This is a genomic window from Halobellus sp. Atlit-38R, assembly GCF_003665925.1.
In the GTDB taxonomy this organism is placed as follows: domain Archaea; phylum Halobacteriota; class Halobacteria; order Halobacteriales; family Haloferacaceae; genus Haloquadratum; species Haloquadratum inordinatus.
This window is the reverse complement of record NZ_QXIJ01000008.1, coordinates 33,656-51,416: the sequence shown is the minus strand read 5'-3', so window position 1 is coordinate 51,416 and position 17,761 is coordinate 33,656. Positions and strand designations below refer to the sequence as shown.

The 17,761-nt window shown below is 62.7% G+C and carries 15 protein-coding genes; 7 read left to right on the top strand and 8 right to left on the bottom strand.

Going from position 1 to position 17,761, the window contains the following annotated elements; genetic code table 11:
* Positions 1 to 129 precede the first annotated feature (129 nt).
* Entirely contained in the window at positions 130 to 897 is a 768-nt protein-coding gene (locus D3D02_RS12020; protein WP_121570234.1) for an IclR family transcriptional regulator, read from the top strand.
* A 98-nt stretch (positions 898 to 995) separates the two neighbouring features.
* The gene (locus tag D3D02_RS12015) at positions 996 to 1,973 is read left to right on the top strand and encodes an amidohydrolase family protein (RefSeq protein WP_121570233.1); all 978 of its coding nucleotides are present in this window, start codon (positions 996 to 998) and stop codon (positions 1,971 to 1,973) included.
* A gap of 199 nt (positions 1,974 to 2,172) precedes the next feature.
* Here the strand turns inward: D3D02_RS12015 and D3D02_RS12010 are convergent, their stop codons facing one another.
* The gene (locus tag D3D02_RS12010; RefSeq protein WP_121570232.1) at positions 2,173 to 2,958 is read right to left on the bottom strand and encodes a 2-keto-4-pentenoate hydratase; all 786 of its coding nucleotides are present in this window, start codon (positions 2,956 to 2,958) and stop codon (positions 2,173 to 2,175) included.
* Between the two features lie 242 nt (positions 2,959 to 3,200).
* Between D3D02_RS12010 and D3D02_RS12005 the strand changes: the two genes are divergently transcribed.
* Positions 3,201 to 4,685, top strand: a complete 1,485-nt coding sequence (locus D3D02_RS12005; protein WP_121570231.1) for an aldehyde dehydrogenase family protein — start codon at positions 3,201 to 3,203, stop codon at positions 4,683 to 4,685.
* 88 nt (positions 4,686 to 4,773) lie between these two features.
* Here the strand turns inward: D3D02_RS12005 and D3D02_RS12000 are convergent, their stop codons facing one another.
* Positions 4,774 to 5,562, bottom strand: a complete 789-nt coding sequence (locus tag D3D02_RS12000; RefSeq protein ID WP_158599361.1) for an HpcH/HpaI aldolase/citrate lyase family protein — start codon at positions 5,560 to 5,562, stop codon at positions 4,774 to 4,776.
* Positions 5,563 to 5,751: 189 nt separating this feature from the next.
* Between D3D02_RS12000 and D3D02_RS11995 the strand changes: the two genes are divergently transcribed.
* Both D3D02_RS11995 and dmpG read left to right on the top strand, forming a co-directional pair.
* On the top strand, positions 5,752 to 6,693 hold the full coding sequence (locus D3D02_RS11995) for an acetaldehyde dehydrogenase (acetylating) (protein WP_121570229.1): 942 nt from the start codon (positions 5,752 to 5,754) through the stop codon (positions 6,691 to 6,693).
* The gene (dmpG, locus tag D3D02_RS11990) at positions 6,686 to 7,729 is read left to right on the top strand and encodes a 4-hydroxy-2-oxovalerate aldolase (RefSeq protein ID WP_121570228.1); all 1,044 of its coding nucleotides are present in this window, start codon (positions 6,686 to 6,688) and stop codon (positions 7,727 to 7,729) included. The genes D3D02_RS11995 and dmpG overlap by 8 nt, the downstream gene beginning before the upstream one ends.
* A 128-nt stretch (positions 7,730 to 7,857) precedes the next feature.
* Here the strand turns inward: dmpG and D3D02_RS11985 are convergent, their stop codons facing one another.
* Entirely contained in the window at positions 7,858 to 8,244 is a 387-nt protein-coding gene (locus D3D02_RS11985) for a VOC family protein (protein ID WP_121570227.1), read from the bottom strand.
* 108 nt (positions 8,245 to 8,352) lie between these two features.
* Here D3D02_RS11985 and D3D02_RS11980 point away from each other — a divergent pair, with 108 nt between their 5' ends.
* Positions 8,353 to 9,135: a 2-keto-4-pentenoate hydratase gene (locus D3D02_RS11980; protein WP_121570226.1), complete on the top strand. Its 783-nt coding sequence runs from the start codon at positions 8,353 to 8,355 to the stop codon at positions 9,133 to 9,135.
* 29 nt (positions 9,136 to 9,164) lie between these two features.
* Here D3D02_RS11980 and D3D02_RS11975 read toward each other — a convergent pair whose 3' ends face one another.
* From D3D02_RS11975 to D3D02_RS11965, 3 genes are all read right to left on the bottom strand, one after another.
* Positions 9,165 to 10,106 carry a VOC family protein gene (locus D3D02_RS11975; RefSeq protein ID WP_121570225.1) on the bottom strand — a complete coding sequence of 314 codons (942 nt, stop codon included), beginning with the start codon at positions 10,104 to 10,106 and terminating at the stop codon, positions 9,165 to 9,167.
* Positions 10,107 to 10,280: 174 nt separating this feature from the next.
* Positions 10,281 to 11,951 (bottom strand): aldehyde ferredoxin oxidoreductase family protein, encoded by a 1,671-nt coding sequence (locus tag D3D02_RS11970; RefSeq protein WP_121570224.1) that lies wholly within the window; start codon positions 11,949 to 11,951, stop codon positions 10,281 to 10,283.
* Between the two features lie 95 nt (positions 11,952 to 12,046).
* A complete protein-coding gene (locus tag D3D02_RS11965) occupies positions 12,047 to 13,444 on the bottom strand; it encodes an SLC13 family permease (RefSeq protein ID WP_199723081.1) in 1,398 nt (465 codons plus the stop codon).
* A 225-nt stretch (positions 13,445 to 13,669) separates the two neighbouring features.
* Here D3D02_RS11965 and D3D02_RS11960 point away from each other — a divergent pair, with 225 nt between their 5' ends.
* The gene (locus tag D3D02_RS11960; protein WP_199723080.1) at positions 13,670 to 13,987 is read left to right on the top strand and encodes a thiamine pyrophosphate-binding protein; all 318 of its coding nucleotides are present in this window, start codon (positions 13,670 to 13,672) and stop codon (positions 13,985 to 13,987) included.
* Between the two features lie 595 nt (positions 13,988 to 14,582).
* Here the strand turns inward: D3D02_RS11960 and rdfA are convergent.
* Both rdfA and D3D02_RS11950 read right to left on the bottom strand, forming a co-directional pair.
* Positions 14,583 to 15,200 carry a rod-determining factor RdfA gene (rdfA, locus tag D3D02_RS11955; RefSeq protein ID WP_121570223.1) on the bottom strand — a complete coding sequence of 206 codons (618 nt, stop codon included), beginning with the start codon at positions 15,198 to 15,200 and terminating at the stop codon, positions 14,583 to 14,585.
* Between the two features lie 58 nt (positions 15,201 to 15,258).
* Positions 15,259 to 17,205: an archaea-specific SMC-related protein gene (locus tag D3D02_RS11950; protein ID WP_121570222.1), complete on the bottom strand. Its 1,947-nt coding sequence runs from the start codon at positions 17,203 to 17,205 to the stop codon at positions 15,259 to 15,261.
* Positions 17,206 to 17,761 lie beyond the last annotated feature (556 nt).

Here is a 17,761-nt window from a genome sequence, read left to right as displayed (position 1 = left end):
ATTGTCATCTAATTCAAAGCCTATGTCTCCACAAAAATAAACTCATATAATGTTTTAATATATTTCAACACTGGACACAGTTAGTTTTCACACCGAAAATGTATGTACTTCCTTATCTATCGGGTACATATGACCAAGAAGGCGAACCACCCCGTACGGACCAGCGAGAAGACGTTGGAGTTGATCGAGACGCTCGATACCGACGACGGCTTTCGGCTCAGCGAACTCGAAGATCGCCTCGAAATGAGCAAGAGCGGCATTCACAACCACCTCAGCACGCTCAGAGAGCACGGATACGTGGAAAAGAACGGCGACGAGTACGCGCTCAGCCTGAAATTTCTCTCCCTGGGTGGCCACGTTCGCAGTCGCTCGCCGCTGTATCAGTACGGGCGCTCGAAGATCGACCAACTCGCGACCGACACCGGAATGTTGGCGAACCTGGCGACCGAGGAGAACGGCCGCGCGGTGTATCTCTATCAGTCCCGCGGGAGTTACGCTGTCAACCTCGATACGCACGTCGGATACCGACTGCGACTGCACAACATCGGCATCGGGAAGGCCATCCTCGCGTCGCTCCCTCGCGAGCGCGTCGAGGCGATCGTCGACGAGTGGGGGCTGCCGGAGGCGACCGAGAACACCATCACCGACCGCGAGACACTCTTCACGGAGCTCGATCGGATCCGGGAACGTGGATACGCGACGGACAACGAGGAGCGCACGGAGGGACTCACGTGTATCGGTGCGCCGGTCAAACTCGGCGGTGACGTTCTCGGCGCGATCAGCATCTCCGCGCCCACGAAGCGACTCGGGAACGCCGGCTTCGACGACGACATCACCGCGGAGGTCGAGAGCACCGCCCACGAACTCGCCTTGGACATCAAGTACGCGCGGGAGTGACTCACCGCCACCGGGCAGCAGGACCTCGCGGTTCGCGCCCGATACACCGCGTTCGTTAGTGAGAACAATTATGACTCCCCTCGGGAGTAGTAGCCACTATGCCAGAAATCGTCGACGGCTATACGCACATCCTGACCGAGCACTTCTTCGAGAAACTGACCGACGAGTTCGGCTTTCAGGGCCTCTCCGGTCGGCCGGAGTTCCTCTGGGACGTCGAACAGCGAAAGCAGGATATGGCCGACTACGGCGTCGGCAAGCAGATCATCACGCTCGCACTCCCGACGATGTTCCAGGGGATGGATCACGATCTCGCGCTGGAGATCACGCGCCTCGCCAACGACGAGATCCGTCGGCTCGCCGACGAGCACCCCGACTCGTTCATCCCGGTCGCAACGCTCCCGATGGTGAGCGAGGCGTTCCTCGCTGAGTTCGACCGCTGCGTCGGCGACCTGGATATGGCCGGCGTCCAGATCTTCTCGAACGTCGACGGTCGCCCGCTCGACGACGATCAGTTCTGGCCGCTCTTCGAGGAGGCCGAGACAACCGACACCCCGCTGTGGATCCATCCGCAACTCTGGGAGTGGTACGACTGGGCCGCCGAGTATATGGAGCACCGTCTGTTCGGCTGGCCGTTCGACACGACGCTCGCACTGTCGCGGCTGGTGTTCGGCGGTGTGATGGAAGCATACCCCGACCTGAAGATCGTCTCGCACCACGGCGGGGGAATGGTCCCCTTCTACGGGCGGCGCATCGAGATGTTCTATCAGCAGCGGCAGGCGTATCCCGAGAACTACCCCGGCTTCCACGAGAACGCCGCGTCGCTCTCGCAGCCGGCCGAGGAGTACTTCAAGAAGTTCTACGCCGATACGGCCGTCTCGGGGTCCACACCGGCGCTGGAGTGCGCCGACTCGTTCTTCAACGACGGGAACGTCGTCTTCGGCACCGACTACCCGTTCAGTCCCGAGCGGGGCCGTCGTACCGTCGACGTGACGATCGACGCGGTCGAACGGATGGACGTCGACGCCGACACGCGCGCGGACATCTTCGCAGGTAACCTCTACGACTTGATCGAGTAGTCGCGGCGCGTTTTCGCATTCAGAATTCTTGCGGTGGCGAGCGCTCCCGAAAATGTCGTTTAATCCGGTCCAAACAGGCGTACGTGTGTTATTTCCAAAGAAGGTATGACTGCAAATAGTCCTGTAGCGGCAGTTACCGCGTTTCGCCCTCTCACCCCACACCGTTTTCAAACAGAAAACTAGAGCGGTCGCGGATTCGTTACTCGGCGCGGACCTCGATCGAGCCCAGATTCGAGAACTCGACGTTGTAGACGTCGCCAGGCTCGATGTCGATGGCTGCGGTGATGCCGCCGCTCATCACGAGTTCGCCCTCGCGGAGTCCGTCGTCGACGTCCGCCAGACGGTCGGCGAGCCACGCTACCGGTCGCGCGGGATTGCCCATAATGTCCGCACCGAGGCCCGTCGCTTCGACCTCGCCGTTCACCGAGACGGCGACTCCCTCCATCTTCAGATCGAGGTCGGTGACGTCGCGGTACTGCTCGCCGACGATGACCTTGCCGGCGGAGGTGAGGTCGGCGATCACGTCCTGTGCCGAGGGGATCGACCAGCCCTGGAAGCGGCTTTCGAGGATCTCGACGACCGGGACGACGGCCCGCGTCGACGTGAGTACGTCCATCGTCGAGACAGGTGCGGTGAGGTCCTCGTCGAGGATGAAGCCTATCTCGGCCTCGATGCGGGGCGAGATCATCTCTTCGGTCGGCACGGGCTCGTTATCCAGTACCGTTTCGTGGGCGACGTACCCGAAGATCGGTTCCGGGATCCCGAGCTGCTCCTGTTTCGCCTCGCTGACGAGTCCGAGTTTGTGACCGACAATGTCCTCGCGGCCACCTTCGCTGAGCCGGTCGAACACCTCGAACTGGATGCGGTAGGCGTCTTCGGTCGAAAATTCGGTCTCGTCCGAGAGCGGCGCGATCGGCTCCTTCTCGTCGTAGGCCTCGTACAGTGTCGTCGCGAAGCGGTCGATCTCGTCTTGGCTGAGTGGCATACGTTCCTACGTTCGCTGGTGCATTCATTATACTTTCGACACTCACAGCGACGTTCGCCCCGCGAGTCGGCCCAGCTCCGTTTTCAGGTCGAAACCAGTCCACGGATGCACGGCGATCTTGCTTCGCCTGCACACTGGAGTTGCGTAATTGAATATGGTTACATTTCTGGAGTTGATCCATAATAGGCAACCGGTTCCGGGGTCGGTATTATTTTACTCGTGGGACGTGTTCGCAGACGTGTATGTCCGAGAGTGAGGTATCCCAGGAGATCTCGACCGACGCCTTCTGGAACGCCCTCTACATCGACGGTGAGTGGGAAACGCCCGACGACAGAGACCGAATCGACGTGACGAACCCCGCGACCGGCGAGTCCGTCACGGAGGTCCCGGCGGCCTCAGCCGACGACGTCGATCGCGCCTTCGAGGCCGCTACGCGGGCCCAGGCGGAGTGGGAGGAGACGACCCCCGACGAACGCGCCGCCGTCGTCCGCCGCGCGGCGACTCTCATCGAGGAGTACGAGGACGAAATTCGAGAGATTCTCGCCGTAGAGAGCGGCGGAACGAAGCCGCGCCAAGACATCGAAGTCGGCGGGACCATCACTTTCGTTCACGACGCGGCATCCTTCGCGTTTCGCTCCTCCGGCGGGCACAATCAGTCGAAGATCCCCGGCAAGGAGAACATCATCCAGCGCGAACCAGTCGGCGTCGTCGGCGTGATATCGCCGTGGAACGTCCCGTTGAAGCTCTCGATCCGCGCGGTCGCGCCCGCTATCGCGCTCGGAAACAGCGTCGTGCTCAAGCCCGCACAGGAGACGTCGATCTCCGGTGGGTTGCTGCTCGCGCGCCTCTTCGAGATGGCCGGGCTCCCCGAGGGCGTCCTGAACGTCGTCACCGGTACCGGCCCCGAGGCGGGCGACCGCGTCGCCTCGCACCCCGACTGTGAGGTCATCGCTTTCACCGGATCGACGCCGGTCGGCCAACTCGTCGGACAGAACGCGGTCGATCACTTCGCGTTCCCCGCTTTAGAACTCGGCGGCAACAACCCCCACGTCGTGCTCGAAGACGCCGACCTCGACGCGGCGGTCGATGCGGGCGTCTTCGGCTCGTTCTGGAATCAGGGACAGGTCTGCATCTCGATCAACCGCCACCTCGTCCACGAGTCGATCTACGACGAGTACGCCGAACGACTCGCCGAGCGCGCCGCCGAACTGAAGATCGGGGACCCGCTCGACGACGACGTCGTGATCGGCCCGATCATCAACGCGGACCAGCGCGAGGAGATGCTCGACTACATCGACCGTACCGTCGAGCAGGGGGCGACTCTCGAAACCGGCGGTGCTGGCGAGGGCCTGTTCGTCGAGCCGACCGTCCTCACGAACGTCACCAACGAGATGGCCGCCGCGTGCAACGAGCACTTCGGGCCCGTCGCGCCGATCATCCCCTTCAGCGACGACGACGAAGCGGTCAAACTCGCGAACGATACCGAGTACGGCCTCGCAGCGTCGGTTCACTCAGCCGATCGCGGTCGCGCCCGCGACGTCGCCGACCGGATCGAAGCCGGGATGGTCCACGTCAACGATCAGACTGTCAACGTCGAACCGCACGTTCCCTTCGGCGGGGTGAAAGACTCGGGAATGGGCCGCTACAACGGCAAGTGGATCATCGACGAGTTCACTCAGACCAAGTGGACGTCCGTCCAGCGCGAACCACGCGAGTACCCCTTCTAAAAGGGACTGACACCAGGACTCTGCTTCTCTCTCGCGTCGTTCTACTCCTGATCTGGCCTGACCCGATCTGACACCGACAGCATCGCTGCTATTCGTGCCGCCCGCGGTACGTCGAGAGGTAATCCCGGGCGGTCTCACCGAGCATCGCCAGGTCGGGCCCCATCGCCAGGAAGTCGACGCCCCAGTCGTCGCGGACGTCGACTTCCGCACGGCTCGTCGCGAGCGTGCCGACCGGCGTATTCGCCTCGTCGGCCGCGTCGACGATCCGGTCGACGGCGTCCTGCATTTCGTCGGCGTCGTAGTCGCCGAACACGTCCAGCGAGGCCGAGAGGTCGACCGGGCCGATGAACAGCGCGTCGACGCCGTCGACGGCAGCAATCTTCTCGACGTTTTCGACGCCCCGCTCCGATTCCACCTGTACGATCGTCAGCACCTCCTCGCTCGCCGACGCGACGTACTCCTGGAGGTTCGCGCCGTAGCCGGCCGCACGGTAGCCCGCGACGCCGCGGCGTCCGTGCGGTCGGTACGTGCAGGCGTCGACGGCGCGTTCGGCCTCCGCGGCCGTCTCGACAGACGGCACCATCACGCCCACCGGACCGAGGTCGAGGACGCGCTTCACCTCGGTCGGATCGTTCGAGGCGACGCGAACGATCGGGACCGTGTCCGTGCCCGCGGCCGCGACAGCCCGGACCACCGTCGCCAGCGCTTCCAGCGTCATCTCGGTGTGTTCGCCGTCCAGTACGGCGAAGTCGTAGCCGACGCCAGCGAGGAGTTCGGCGCTGGCGGGATGGCCAATCGAGATCCAACAGCCGGCGACCGGTTCGCACGCGCGGAGTCGCGACGTGAAGTCGTCTCCCATACTGAGGTCGTCTCCCATACCGTCGAGTACCGCTGCAAATCGTTTGAACTTTCGGGTACGCATCATATTCGGCGGTCGCACTCGAATCGCGTGATCTACAGTACGGAGTCCGTATCCGCGTTTCGCGCGGGATTTTCCACCGGCCTACCCGCTCTGCCCGCGTACCGTAGGCGAAGTTATTTGTACGATAGATTCCTACCGAACGATATGTCGTTAGATGCGGCGATAGTCGGTCCGGGTAACATCGGAACCGACCTGATGTACAAGATACTCGACCGGAGTGAGGATATCGACCTCCAGCGGATGGTAGGTATCTTCCCGGTCGAGGAGTCTGAAGGACTCCAGGCCGCCGTCGAGCAGGGAATCGACGTCGGTACCGAAGGCATCGACAGCATCGAAGAACACGCAGACGAGTTCGACATCGTCTTCGAGGCCACGAGCGCGGGCATCCACGAACAGCACGCGCCGGTCTACGAGGACCTCGGGCTGTTCGCGATCGACCTCACGCCGGCCGCGATCGGCCCCTACACCGTTCCGGTCGTCAACCTCGACGACGTGATCGGCGAGACGCAGAACATCAATATGGTCACCTGCGGCGGCCAGGCGACGATCCCGCTCGTCCACGCCGTCAACCGCGTCTCGAACGTCGAGTACGCCGAGATGATCTCACACATCGCCTCGAAGAGCGCCGGGCCGGGCACGCGGGGCAACATCGACAAGTTCACTCAGACGACCGCGGCCGGTCTCGAAGAGGTCGGCGGGGCCGACGACGGGAAGGCGATAATCACCCTGAACCCGGCGGAGCCGCCGATTATGATGCGGAACACCGTCTACACGATGGTCGACGAGAACACGGACGTCGACGAGGTCCGCGACTCCGTCTCCCGTATCGAAGCGGACGTCCAGACGTACGTCCCCGGCTACGAGGTCACGCTCGAACCGACAGTCAAAGACCAAGACGACGTCGCCTTCGACCTCGGCGATTCGATCATTCTCACCACGATGATCGAAGTCGAGGGCGAGGGCCAACATCTCCCGCCGTACGCGGGCAACCTCGACATCATGACAAGCGCAGCACTCGGTGCCGCCGAACGGATCGCACAGCAGCCAGTCGACGCCAGCCCCATCGGAGGTGTCAGCGATGACTGATTCGGTTCGGTTGGTCGATATGACGCTCCGCGACGGGATGCACGCCGTCGACCACCAGTTCACGCCCGAGGAGATGGCAGACGTCGCCAGCGCCCTGAACGCGGCCGAGATGGACGTCGTCGAGGTCTCTCACGGCGACGGAATGGGCGGCTCCTCGATCAACTACGGCTTCTCGGCGGCCAGCACCGAGGAGTACCTCGACGCCGTGACGCCGGAACTCACCGACACTGAACTGTCGGTCCTGATGCTGCCCGGCATCGGCACGATCGAGGAGATCGATATGGCGATCGACCACGGGGCGGACATCTGCCGGATCGCGACCCACGTCACCGAGGCTGACGTCTCCGAGGAGCACTTCGAGTACGTCAAAGACCAGGGCCTCGAAGCGAACGGTCTCCTGATGCTCTCGCATATGGCAGCGCCCGAAACGGTGCTCGAACAGGCCCAACTGATGGAGAGTTACGGCGCCGACGCCGTCTACGTGATGGACTCCGCCGGCGCGTTGCTGCCGAGCGACGTCCGCGACCGCGTCAGCCTGCTCGTCGACGAACTCTCTATCGACGTGGGCTTTCACGCGCACAACAATCTCGGGCTCGCGATCGGCAACTCGCTCGCGGCGCTCGACTCCGGCGCGGTGACGATCGACGGCTGTCTGCGCGGGCTCGGTGCGGGTTCGGGCAACGCCCAGATGGAGGTCCTCGTCGGCACGCTGGAGAAGGCCGGCTACGACGTCAACCCGGACTTCTTCGGCACGATGGACGCCGCCGAGGACGTCCTCGTCCCGATGATCTCCGACGACGAGATGCCCGAACTCGACAACGACTCGCTGCTTTTGGGCTACGCCGGCGTCTACTCCTCGTTCCTCCGGCACACCCGTCGCGCGGGCGAAAAGTACGACATCGACCCCCGCGAGATCCTGATCGAACTCGGCGAAATGGAGGTCGTCGGCGGCCAGGAGGACCTGATCACCGACGTCGCCTCGCGACTCGCCAGCGAGAAAGACGCCGAGACCGCCGAAGCGGCCTCCGACGACTGACGACGAATCGACCGCGCTTTCGTTTTCTGTCTCTCCGGTTCTCGGAACTTATAGGGATCATCGTAAGTCTGCATAGATGTCTCGCCGGACGGTACGGCGAGAATCTCCGAACAGTTCGATAATCCCTATTAGAGGTCTTCTCGCGGCTCGACCAGTTCGATCACGTGCCCGTCTGGGTCCGTGATGAAGGCGACGCGCGCGCTCGCGCCCGTGGAGTCGAGCGGGCCGCGGAGCAGTTCTGTCTCGGTCTCCTCTTGCAGGCGCTCGACCTCCGCGTCGGTGTCGTCGACTTCGAGCGCGAGGTGGTCGAAGCGAGCGCGGGTCTGCTCGCCGAGGTCGTGACCGGGCTTGTGCTTGAACTGGATCTCGGCGTCGCTCTCGCCGCGAACGTAGACGTTTCGGGCGTCGTCGCCGCCGACGAACTCGTTCGTCTTCTCCAGACCGAGCGCACCGACGTAGAAGTCGAGCGTCTCGTCGATGTCCGATACCCAAATCGCGCTGTGAATCACGTCCATACTCCAAGGCGGGGCAGGCGTCGACATAAATCACGGGGGTCAGCGTTCGCGGCCCGCGTTCGGGTGCCGGACACCAACCTATTTGATGCCCGACTCAGTAGCGGGCATATGGCAGTTCCAGCAGAAACCCGCGAGGAGTTGGCCGAATCGCTCTACACGGCGCTTCGGACGCAGTCGCCGATCGATCGCCTCACGGCGGACCACGAACTGACGAAGTCGGACGCCTACGACATCCAGACGCGACTCGTCGAGCGCCGTCTCGACGACGGGGCGGAGATCGTCGGCCACAAGATCGGCCTGACGAGCGACGGTATTCAGGAACAACTCGGCGTCGAGGAGCCCGACTTCGGCCGCCTCCTCGATACGATGTTCGTCGCGGGGCGAGAGATCCCCGGCGACGAACTCCTCCAGCCGCGGGTCGAACCCGAGATCGGGTTCGTTATGGAGGAGTCGCTCTCGCCGCCGGTGACGTATTTGGACGTGCTCGATGCGACCAGTTCGGTGCTGCCGGTCGTCGAGGTCATCGACAGCCGCGTCCGCGACTGGGACATCCGGATTCAGGACACGATCGCAGACAACGCCTCCTCCGCGCTGTACGTCGCGGGCGAGCAGACGACGGTTCCCGATCAGGATCTCTCGCTCGAAGGCGTCAAGCTCTACAAGAACGGTACGCTTGAATCGTCCGGCGTCGGCGCGGCCGTGCTCGATCACCCCGCCCGGTCGGTCGCGTGGCTCGCGAACACCCTCGCAGACTTAGACGAGCAGATCGAAGCCGGTCATCTCGTCTTGAGCGGGTCGTTGACGCCGGCCGTCGATCTCGCGCCGGGCGACGTGATCTCCGTCGAGTTCTCCTCGATCGGCACGGTCAACGCCCGACTCAGCGACGAATAAAAGACGGCGCGGTTCGCGGGCGCGCGCCGCTATTCGGTGTACGGGATGCCGCCGAGACTGTACTGCGTGCCGAACCACTGGTGATCGGACTCCGACCCGATCTCTTCCTGCCAGACGACTGTCTCCCAGTCGGGCTCGAAGTTGAGATAGCCCGGCCCGGCGAACAGTTCGAGACGGATGCCGCTGGCGGGATCCTTGACGTAGAGGTAGTTCGCGTTCGTGATGGCGTGCTTGCCGGGACCGCCGTCGATCTCGATGTTGTTCTCCGAGAGGATGTCGGCGGCGTCCCACAGATCCTGCAGGTGATCGAGGTGGTAGGCGATGTGGTGGAACTCGTGTTTTTCCTCTTCGAGTCGGTGGACTGCGATGTCGTGCGGCAGCGGCGTCGTAGCGTGCCACCATCCCCAGGTCGTGCCGTCCTCGGATTTGAAGACCTCGTTCAGTCCCATCCCGAACTCCTCCTCGAAGAGCTGTGAGGTCTGCTCGGGCTGTCCGTCCTGCACGTGGGTGTGGTCGATCCGCTGGGGGTACACGCGGTTCGCGTACTCGGGGCTGTAGCGCCGCATCGGAATCTTCGAGCGCTGTTCCCCGTCGATATCGGGTTTGTCCATCTCGTAGTAGATCTCGAAGCGGTGCCCCGCCGGGAGCTCGAACATAATCGAGTCGCCGATGCCCGCCTCGTGACCGTCTTCGGTCCACGTGACGTCCATCCCGAGCTCGTCCAGTCGCTCCGCGTACTCCTCGACGGATTCGGGGTTCTGCGCGCGGAACGCGATGTGATCGACGGCCCCCTTCTCGCCCTCGGTGAGGCTCATCGTGTGATGCTCGTAATCCCGGAGCGCACAGAGATATGCGGTGTCGTCCTCCCGTTCGACGACCTTCATACCCATCAGGTCGCGGAAGAACCACAACGACTCCTCGAGATCGGGCGTCTCGAACGCTATGTGTCCAAGTTTGGCAAGTTCTGCCATACTGTGTATCAGTTTTGCAGTTCTGTTATATACATTTTTCTAAGACTGCGGCGAGTGCGTCGTTCGATGGATTCCGAAAGTACTCCCCGAAACGACGCTACGCGTCTGTCGTAGCTGAGGCGTCACCCGGGCGGCGGTGTTCGGAAAGCGAGTACGGATACCGAGACGCGAGCGTCAGTCCGCTTGCGCGTACTCGGAGACGAGGTCGCCGGGGACGACGCCCTCGTCCGTCCAGCCGCGGTGGTCGTAGTACTCCTGGATCGAGGACTCCAGATCGGGCAGGTCGTAGGGGAGCGTGTCGTCGGTGGCGTCGCGGCCGCGCTGATTGCTGAAGTGCCGTTCGAGGTTCACGACCCGATCGCCGACCGCCAGCAGGTCCTCGTAGTCGACGTCGAAGAGCGCCTCGAAGATGTCTTCCTCGATGACGCGACCGAGACCGAACTGGCAGAGGACGGCGCTGTCGCGGACGGCGTTGCGGTTCTCGTTGTCGATGATGAACTCCGCTTTGCCGGCGGTGCCTTCCGCGGGGATGACATCGTTGTACTCGGCGATCATCGTCGTCGAGTACATATGGTCGGCGCCGCGGTTCGCGACGGCGTAGGAGAGCCCTTGGCCGTGGACGACGCGGCCGTCGTGGGCGGCGAAGTCCATTCCCTTCACGGTCCAGTTGTCGACGGCGAGGTCCTCGTAGATGCGGTCGATACCCTCTGCGAGTTTGTCGCCGATTCCCTCGCGGTAGGCGATCTTCTCGACGAGTTCGTGAATCAGTTCGACGTTGCCGAACTCGTCCTCGCTGGCGAGGTACGCGGCGATGGTGTTGCCGCAGGAGATGGTGTCCATCCCGAGGTCGTCACACAGCTCGTTCGACTTCATCACGTCGACGATGTCGTCGACGCCGGAGTTGCTGCCGAAGGCCATAATGGTCTCGAACTCCGGCCCTTCGGTCTCCAGCCCGCTCGCCTCGTCGCGGGTCGGGAGCTTACACGCGAACGCGCACACTGAACAGGCTGCCTTCTTGTACTTCTTCTCCTCGACGCGGTCGCCGTTGATCTTCTCGGCGTTCTCGAAGGAGAGCTCCGAGAAGTATCGCGTCGGCAGCGAGAAGTTGTCGTTGAGGATCTGGACGAGATGAGTCGTCCCCTGCCGGCGGAAGATGTCGTCGCTGGTCGCGGCCTGGCGGTGCACGTCCATCTGGACGTCCTCGTTGGGCATCTCGATCTCGGGCGCGGAGTCGCCCTCGAACGTGAGACACTTGACGTTCTTCGAGCCCAGGATCGCGCCGAGTCCGCCGCGGCCGAAGGCGCGCTCGTCGTAGGTCATCGCCGAGGCGAACCGGACCTCGTTTTCGCCCGCCGGACCGATCGTCACGAGGTTCTCGCTCTCGAGGCCGTGACGTTCGTTCATCGCCTCCGTGACCTCGGGAACGGTCGCGCCTTCCAGTTCGGGGACGGCCTCGAACTCGACGCCGTCGTCGCGGACGTGCACGGCGAGGAGTTCGTCGCTCGCGCCCGCGACCTCGACGACCGGGTGGCCGGTGCCGACGAAGTTCCGCGAGAGGTAGCCGCCGGCGTTCGAGGAGAGAAGCCCGTCAGTGAGCGGCGAGAGGCCGGTCATATTCATCCGCCCCGTGAAGCTCATCGAGGACTGCTGGAGCGGCCCGGAGGCGAGGTAGACCCGGTTCTCCGGGCCGAGGGGATCCGCGTCGTAGGGGATCCGGTCGTGCGCCAACTTGGTCGAGACGCCGCGCCCGCCGATGAACTCCGAGAGTTCCTCGTCGATGTTCGTCGTCTCCGCTGTGCGGTCGCCGACGTCGACCGTCAGCAGCGATCCGTGTGCGTGTAGCATCGTACGCAAATACGCAAGCGAATACAAAAACCCGTCGCCACGGATGACGAGCAGTGGTCACGCGCACGCCGCCGTCACGTGCTTGCGTCCGTCGTTCACCCGGCCATTGCGAGGATTCCGAGTTGGACCGGCACCAAGAGGAGAACCGTCGCGAGCGTGACCGCGGCGACGACGCGGATCAGTTCTCGCGCCTCGACGATCTCGTACGCCAAGATGACGACGAGCACGGCCGACTGATAGGGAAAGAACGGCATCTGGAGCGCAACCGCTTCCGTCAACGTGATCGGTACGACTGGGAGGCCCGCATCGGCGGCGAACGCGACGACGACGGGCGTCACGACGCTCGCAGCGGCCAAGCCGCTGATGACGAACATCAGCCCCACCGTAAACAAAAAGACGATCGCGAGCACCGCAAAGAGCGGTGCCTCAGTCGGGACGATAGTCAGGAGGCGTTCGGCGAGTGCGGACGCAACGTTCGTCCGAGTCAGTCCCTCGCCGATCGCCAGCACGGCGGCGATGAAGAACAGGATCGAGAAGTCGATGTCGCCGACGGTGTCCTCGAAGTCCGCGATGCCGATCCCCGGGAGAAACGCGAGCACCGCTACGAACATCGCGCCGTACACCGGGTGCAGTCCGTGGAACACGTCCGTCACCCAGAGGGCGACGCCCGCCAGCAGGAACGCGAGCATCCGGCGTTCGGCACCCGTCATCGACCGCAGCGTCGACGTCTGTTCCTCGATCGTCCAGTCGGCCTGCGGCCGATAGAGCGCGTAGACGACCCCGAGGATCACGAGCAGTCGACCGACGCCCATCACGGGAAAGAGCAGGACGAACCACTCGGTCCAGGCGATCGACGTCCCCGTGATCGACTCGAAGATCCCGAGCACGACGATGTTCGGCGAGCCGCCGGTGAGCACCGCGACGGTCCCGAGATACGTGATCAGAATCGGTCCGAAGAACAACCCGAGCTTCGCGTCCCGGGCGTCGAAGCGGTCGCCGACTTCGAGTGCGACCGGCGCGAGGACGAGCACGCGGACGATGCCGACCGGGATCACGAGGACGAGCGCGAGTCCGGCGAGCGACAGGCCGGCCAGCAAGCGACGGTACGTCCGGACCGGATGCGCAGCGGGGTCCTCGACCGTGACGCGGTGGACGATCCAGCGCCCCGTCCACTCGGCGAGCCCGCTCCGCCGGGTCGCCTCGCCCATCACGAGACCGAACGCGATGAGCCACGTCGCAGGCGAGCGGAACCCCGAGAGCGCGAGGTCGAGCGAGAACGCGAGGCCGACGAGTCCGAGACAGAGTACGCCGGTGTAGGCCGGCGAGATGAGGTTTCCGATCCACAGCGCGATGCAGAACGCCGTGATGGCGAGCATCGTCGCCCCTGCGGGATCGAACGGCGCTCCGAGCCGCACGCCCGCCGCTGCGACGAGCCCGATCGGGACCGACAGGGCCGCGCGGTCACGAACGATAGCGGTAGCGACGTTCGTCATCGCCGCGCTGTTCCCCCCGACGCTGGCTCCCGTTTCAACACGGATGGGTTATCGACGATCGGTTGTATATATGTTCGGACTTCGCCGTGGTCGACGACTCCGGATTCGATGTACGCGACGGGGACGAATTATTCAACGTCACTCATTATACACAGATTCGTCTTCCGACTGTGTCCCCTGTACACGACCAACGCGGGAAGGACCGTAGGTCACACCAGATCGCATATGATCCCCACGAACGACGCCGACCGAACTGACGACCGTACAGTCGCCGAGTCGATGCTTCGGTCGCTCGCCGAGAGTGGCCTCGGGTACGTCTTCGCGAACTTCGGCACCGACCACACGCCGTTGATCGGGGCCGCGCGCCTTCGCGAGGCCGACGAAGCGATCCCGGAATTCGTCGTCTGTCCGCACGAGTTCGGCGCGATGTTTGCCGCCTACGGCTACGCCGCCGTAGCGGGCGACCCGGAGGCGGTGTTCGTCCACGTCGACGTCGGAACACAACATCTCGGCGCGGCGATTTCGGCCGTCGACCATAGATAGAACGCCGTCGTCGATGTCAGACTCGACGCCGAGTAGTGCCGGAGGACGGCGACGAGAGAGCGGGGTCTCTGTTCGGTCACTGTCTGATTGAAGCATCTACGACGAACGTAGAGATTTTCAATTTCAAAACAATCGGTTCGAGGACGATTTCGGATTATATCTACATAAACCAGGATTTATACCTATTTTCTCAAATTTAATGGCTCAATTCGTGGCGTATATTGTCGAATAATTCGCTTATACGTTAAAACATTGAATATTCTAACGAAAACCGATGACGTACTGTCACTGAAAGCGCTCGTAGCTGCGCCTCGAATAACAGATGTACTGTTGTTTGCATACTCGGATCGGCGTTCAGTCAGCGTCGCGTTCCGAGATCCGTTTTCACATACAGAACTAACGTAGCATTCGCACGTCGTCACGAACGTAATTGCACGACAGCGTGATCGGCTGTGTAATCACTTTCGAACGCGACGATAGCTGTCCAGGGGGACGCGGACTCCGACATACGTGCTGCGTTGGGTCGCCGCCGAACTCGAATCCTAGCGCAACCAACAGGAAGTCGCTGAGTGCAGGGAGTGAACGACAGTCAGCGTCAGTCGCGCTGACACTCACAGCCGCGCTGTTCGAGGAACTCCGAGATAGAGTACTGTTCGCCGCAGTTCTGACAGAGCACCTGCACGTCCAAGAGCACCTCGAACTCGTCGACGTCGATCCGGCCGGTCTCGCGAAGTTTCTCGATGCGTTCTTCGGTCACCGAGAGCGTCCGCGTCATCAGCCGCTGGATGCTCTGGAGGTCCTTCTCCACTTTCTCCTCGTCGGAGAGTCGTCGGTACTCGGCGTCGCGGTACTCGGTGAGGTACGATCTGATCGCCTGGTAACTGACGAAATCGGATTCGAGCGCGTCGACGTCGACGCCGTTCTGTTCGAGGCGATTGCGCGTGTCTGTTCTGACACCTGTACTGACCTCGTCGTCGGTCAGATTCTCGTACGTCGAAGAGACATCGCTCTCGAGCGCGCTCATTCCGGCGTCGATGAGGGCTTGCTCTAGGAGCCGTTCGTTGAAGTAATCCGCGAGGTCGCGCAGGCTCGTCCGCTCGACGCCGTCGCCCGTCCAGCGGGCTTCGAGCTCGTCTCCGAGGCCGTCGAGGCCGTATTCGGAGATCAGCCGCGCCACCTTGCTCGATGGTCGATTGTCGGTCGTGTTTGACATTGGGGTTCTTTCGCCGAAGGGTCTGAAAAATGTACTGGGCTGTCGGTCCTGATGGGGCTCAGATCGACGTCACGCGTGTGAACCGGTCGTCGAGGGCCTGTGCGTCTTCGGGCAGCAGCGCGACGACGAGGAAGTCCGCGTAGTCCGCGAAGTACTCGACGAGCGCGGCGATCCGGTCGGAGTCGATCGCTTCCAGCGAGTCGAGCACCATAAACGGCACCGACTCGTGGAGGTCGTGGACGAGATAGCCCGCGAGCGCGAAGATCAGTCCCGTTACCTCTCGTTCGCTCTCCGAGAGGTGGTCGATCGTGTCCTCGTAGGCCGCGCCGTTCTCGGTCGTCCGCACGATGTGCAGTTCGAAGCGCGTCTGCCCGTTCGTCGAGCCCGCGTCCTCGATCCGCTCGATCCAGATGCGCTCGATGTTCTCATAGCCCAACAGGTCGAGGATCGACTCCATGTGCTCGTTGAACGAGTCGACCGCTTCGGCCTCGATCTGGTCGATCTTCGTCCGCTGGTCGGTGAGTTCGTCGACGAGTTCCGTGCGCTGTTCCCGGAGGTCGTCCGCGCGCTCGACGTCGGCTTCGATCTCTTCGATCTCGCTCGTCACGTCGTCGAGGTCGGATTCGAGGCTGTCGATCTCGAACTCCAGTTGGTTCGCCTCCTTGTGCAGGGTGAGGATCTCGTCGAAGTCCGCCGATTCGAGGCTCTCCACTTCGGACTCCAGAGACTCGACCTCGTCGGTCAGGCCTTCGCGGTTCGCTTTCAGCGCGTCGATCTGCTCGTCACGCCGGTCGAGTTCCGCCTCGATATCGTCGAGTTTGCGTTCGATTTCGGTGCGACGACGCTGCTTTTTCGTCGCCTCTCGCTGCTCCTGTTTCAGCTCTTCGAGCTGGCTTTTGACGTCGTTGAGGGCGTCGACCTTCTCGGTGCGGAGCGATTTCAGCCGGTCGATCGTCGATTCGATCTGCTCGCGCTCCACCGAGGAGCCACAGGTCCAGCAGACGACCGTCTCGGAGTCGGAGTCGACCAACTGGTCGGTGAGCGAGCCGCCGCTCTCCTCGGCAGCTGCGCCCCCGTCCTGCAGCAGTTCGTAGTCCTCGGCTTCGAGGCGCTCCTCGTTGTACTGGATCAGACTGCGGAGTTCGTTGATCTCCGTGTTCAGATCCTGCCGTTCCGTACGGAGCCGATCGATCTCGGATTCGAGATCCCGGTGGTCGCCCATCGGCGTCTCCGGCAGATCGTCGAGATCCGACTCGAGGTCGCTGCGTTCGCGCTTCAGCGACGAGATGCTCTCCTCTTGGCGCTCGATCTTGCGGCGGATGGTTTCGAGTTCCGAGCGGGTCTGCCGCAGCTCTTGGAGTTTCTCTTCGAGTTCGGCCTGCTCTTTCCGCCCCTGCTCGACGTCCCGGCTGCTGTCGTCGATCTCGTCTTCGAGTTCGGCGAGTTCCTCACGCTTGTCCTCGATCTTCTCGCGGAGGGTGTTGCGACGCTGTTCGAGTTGCGGGAGGTCGCGCTTTCGCGACTCGATGTTAGCCAACTCGTCGTTGATGTCGCCCTTCTCGGTTTCGAGTCGGCGGATCTCCGCTCGGATCGCGTCGACGTCGACAGGTCGCATAATGACGTCACGAAGCTGGTCGCCACGGGCGGCCGCCTGCCGGGCGTCGTTGGTTTCGAGCAGGAATGCGAACAGGTCGGCGACTTCGGGATCGTCGAGGTAGCCGTCGCCCTCGAAGGTGACGCCGTCACCCACTCGCTTGAGCGTTCGCTCGTAAGTGTCGCCGTCGAGCGTCATCTCGACGCGACCTTCGTCCGCGTCGCCTTTCAGGGAGGCTCGCTGGCTCCCCATCGCACACATAATCGATCGGAGGAAGGAGGTCCGGTTCGTCGCGTTCTTGCCGGTGAGAACCGTCACGCCGGGCGGAATATCGACCTCTGTCTGGTCGATCCCACCGATGTTCTCGACCGAGAAGTGAGCGGAGTCAGTCAGTTGCTCGGATGTAGCCATACCTGTCCTATTTTCTCTTGCGTATATATACTTTGTGTACTATTATCTGGCCTCGGACAGATGCCCTCGTCGGTCTCGTGTCCAAATATCGCTGAACTGCGTTGGACGAGCCGGTGCCACACCGGACCCAAACCGTCGGAATGCGACGATCGAGACGCCGGACAAGAGTGAGACACGTCCTTCGCTCCGGACGTTCCGTCACGGAGAGAATAACAATTGTACTTCCGTTAGGACCTCGCGACAGTGGTGGGGTTGATCTGCTGGCCGATCCGTGAGGAAAAACACGATTTCGAGTAATAATTCCCCGCACGTCCTAGCCACGAAAGGCCCACAGCCTTCGCCTCGGTGAACGGCTGACAGTTCGCCGAATCACGTTTGCGTTCGGCACGTGGGAGGACCGCGCTCGTTGCCGGACTACCGCAAGCGTCTCATCGCCTCTGGTCAGAACGTGTGTCTGAAATGCCCAGCGTGGCGTCTGAGAAAGTCGGACGGAATCCTAATTCTACATTCTCACACTCAATGCGTCTGCTTCTTTGCTATGAGCCGATCCGATTGT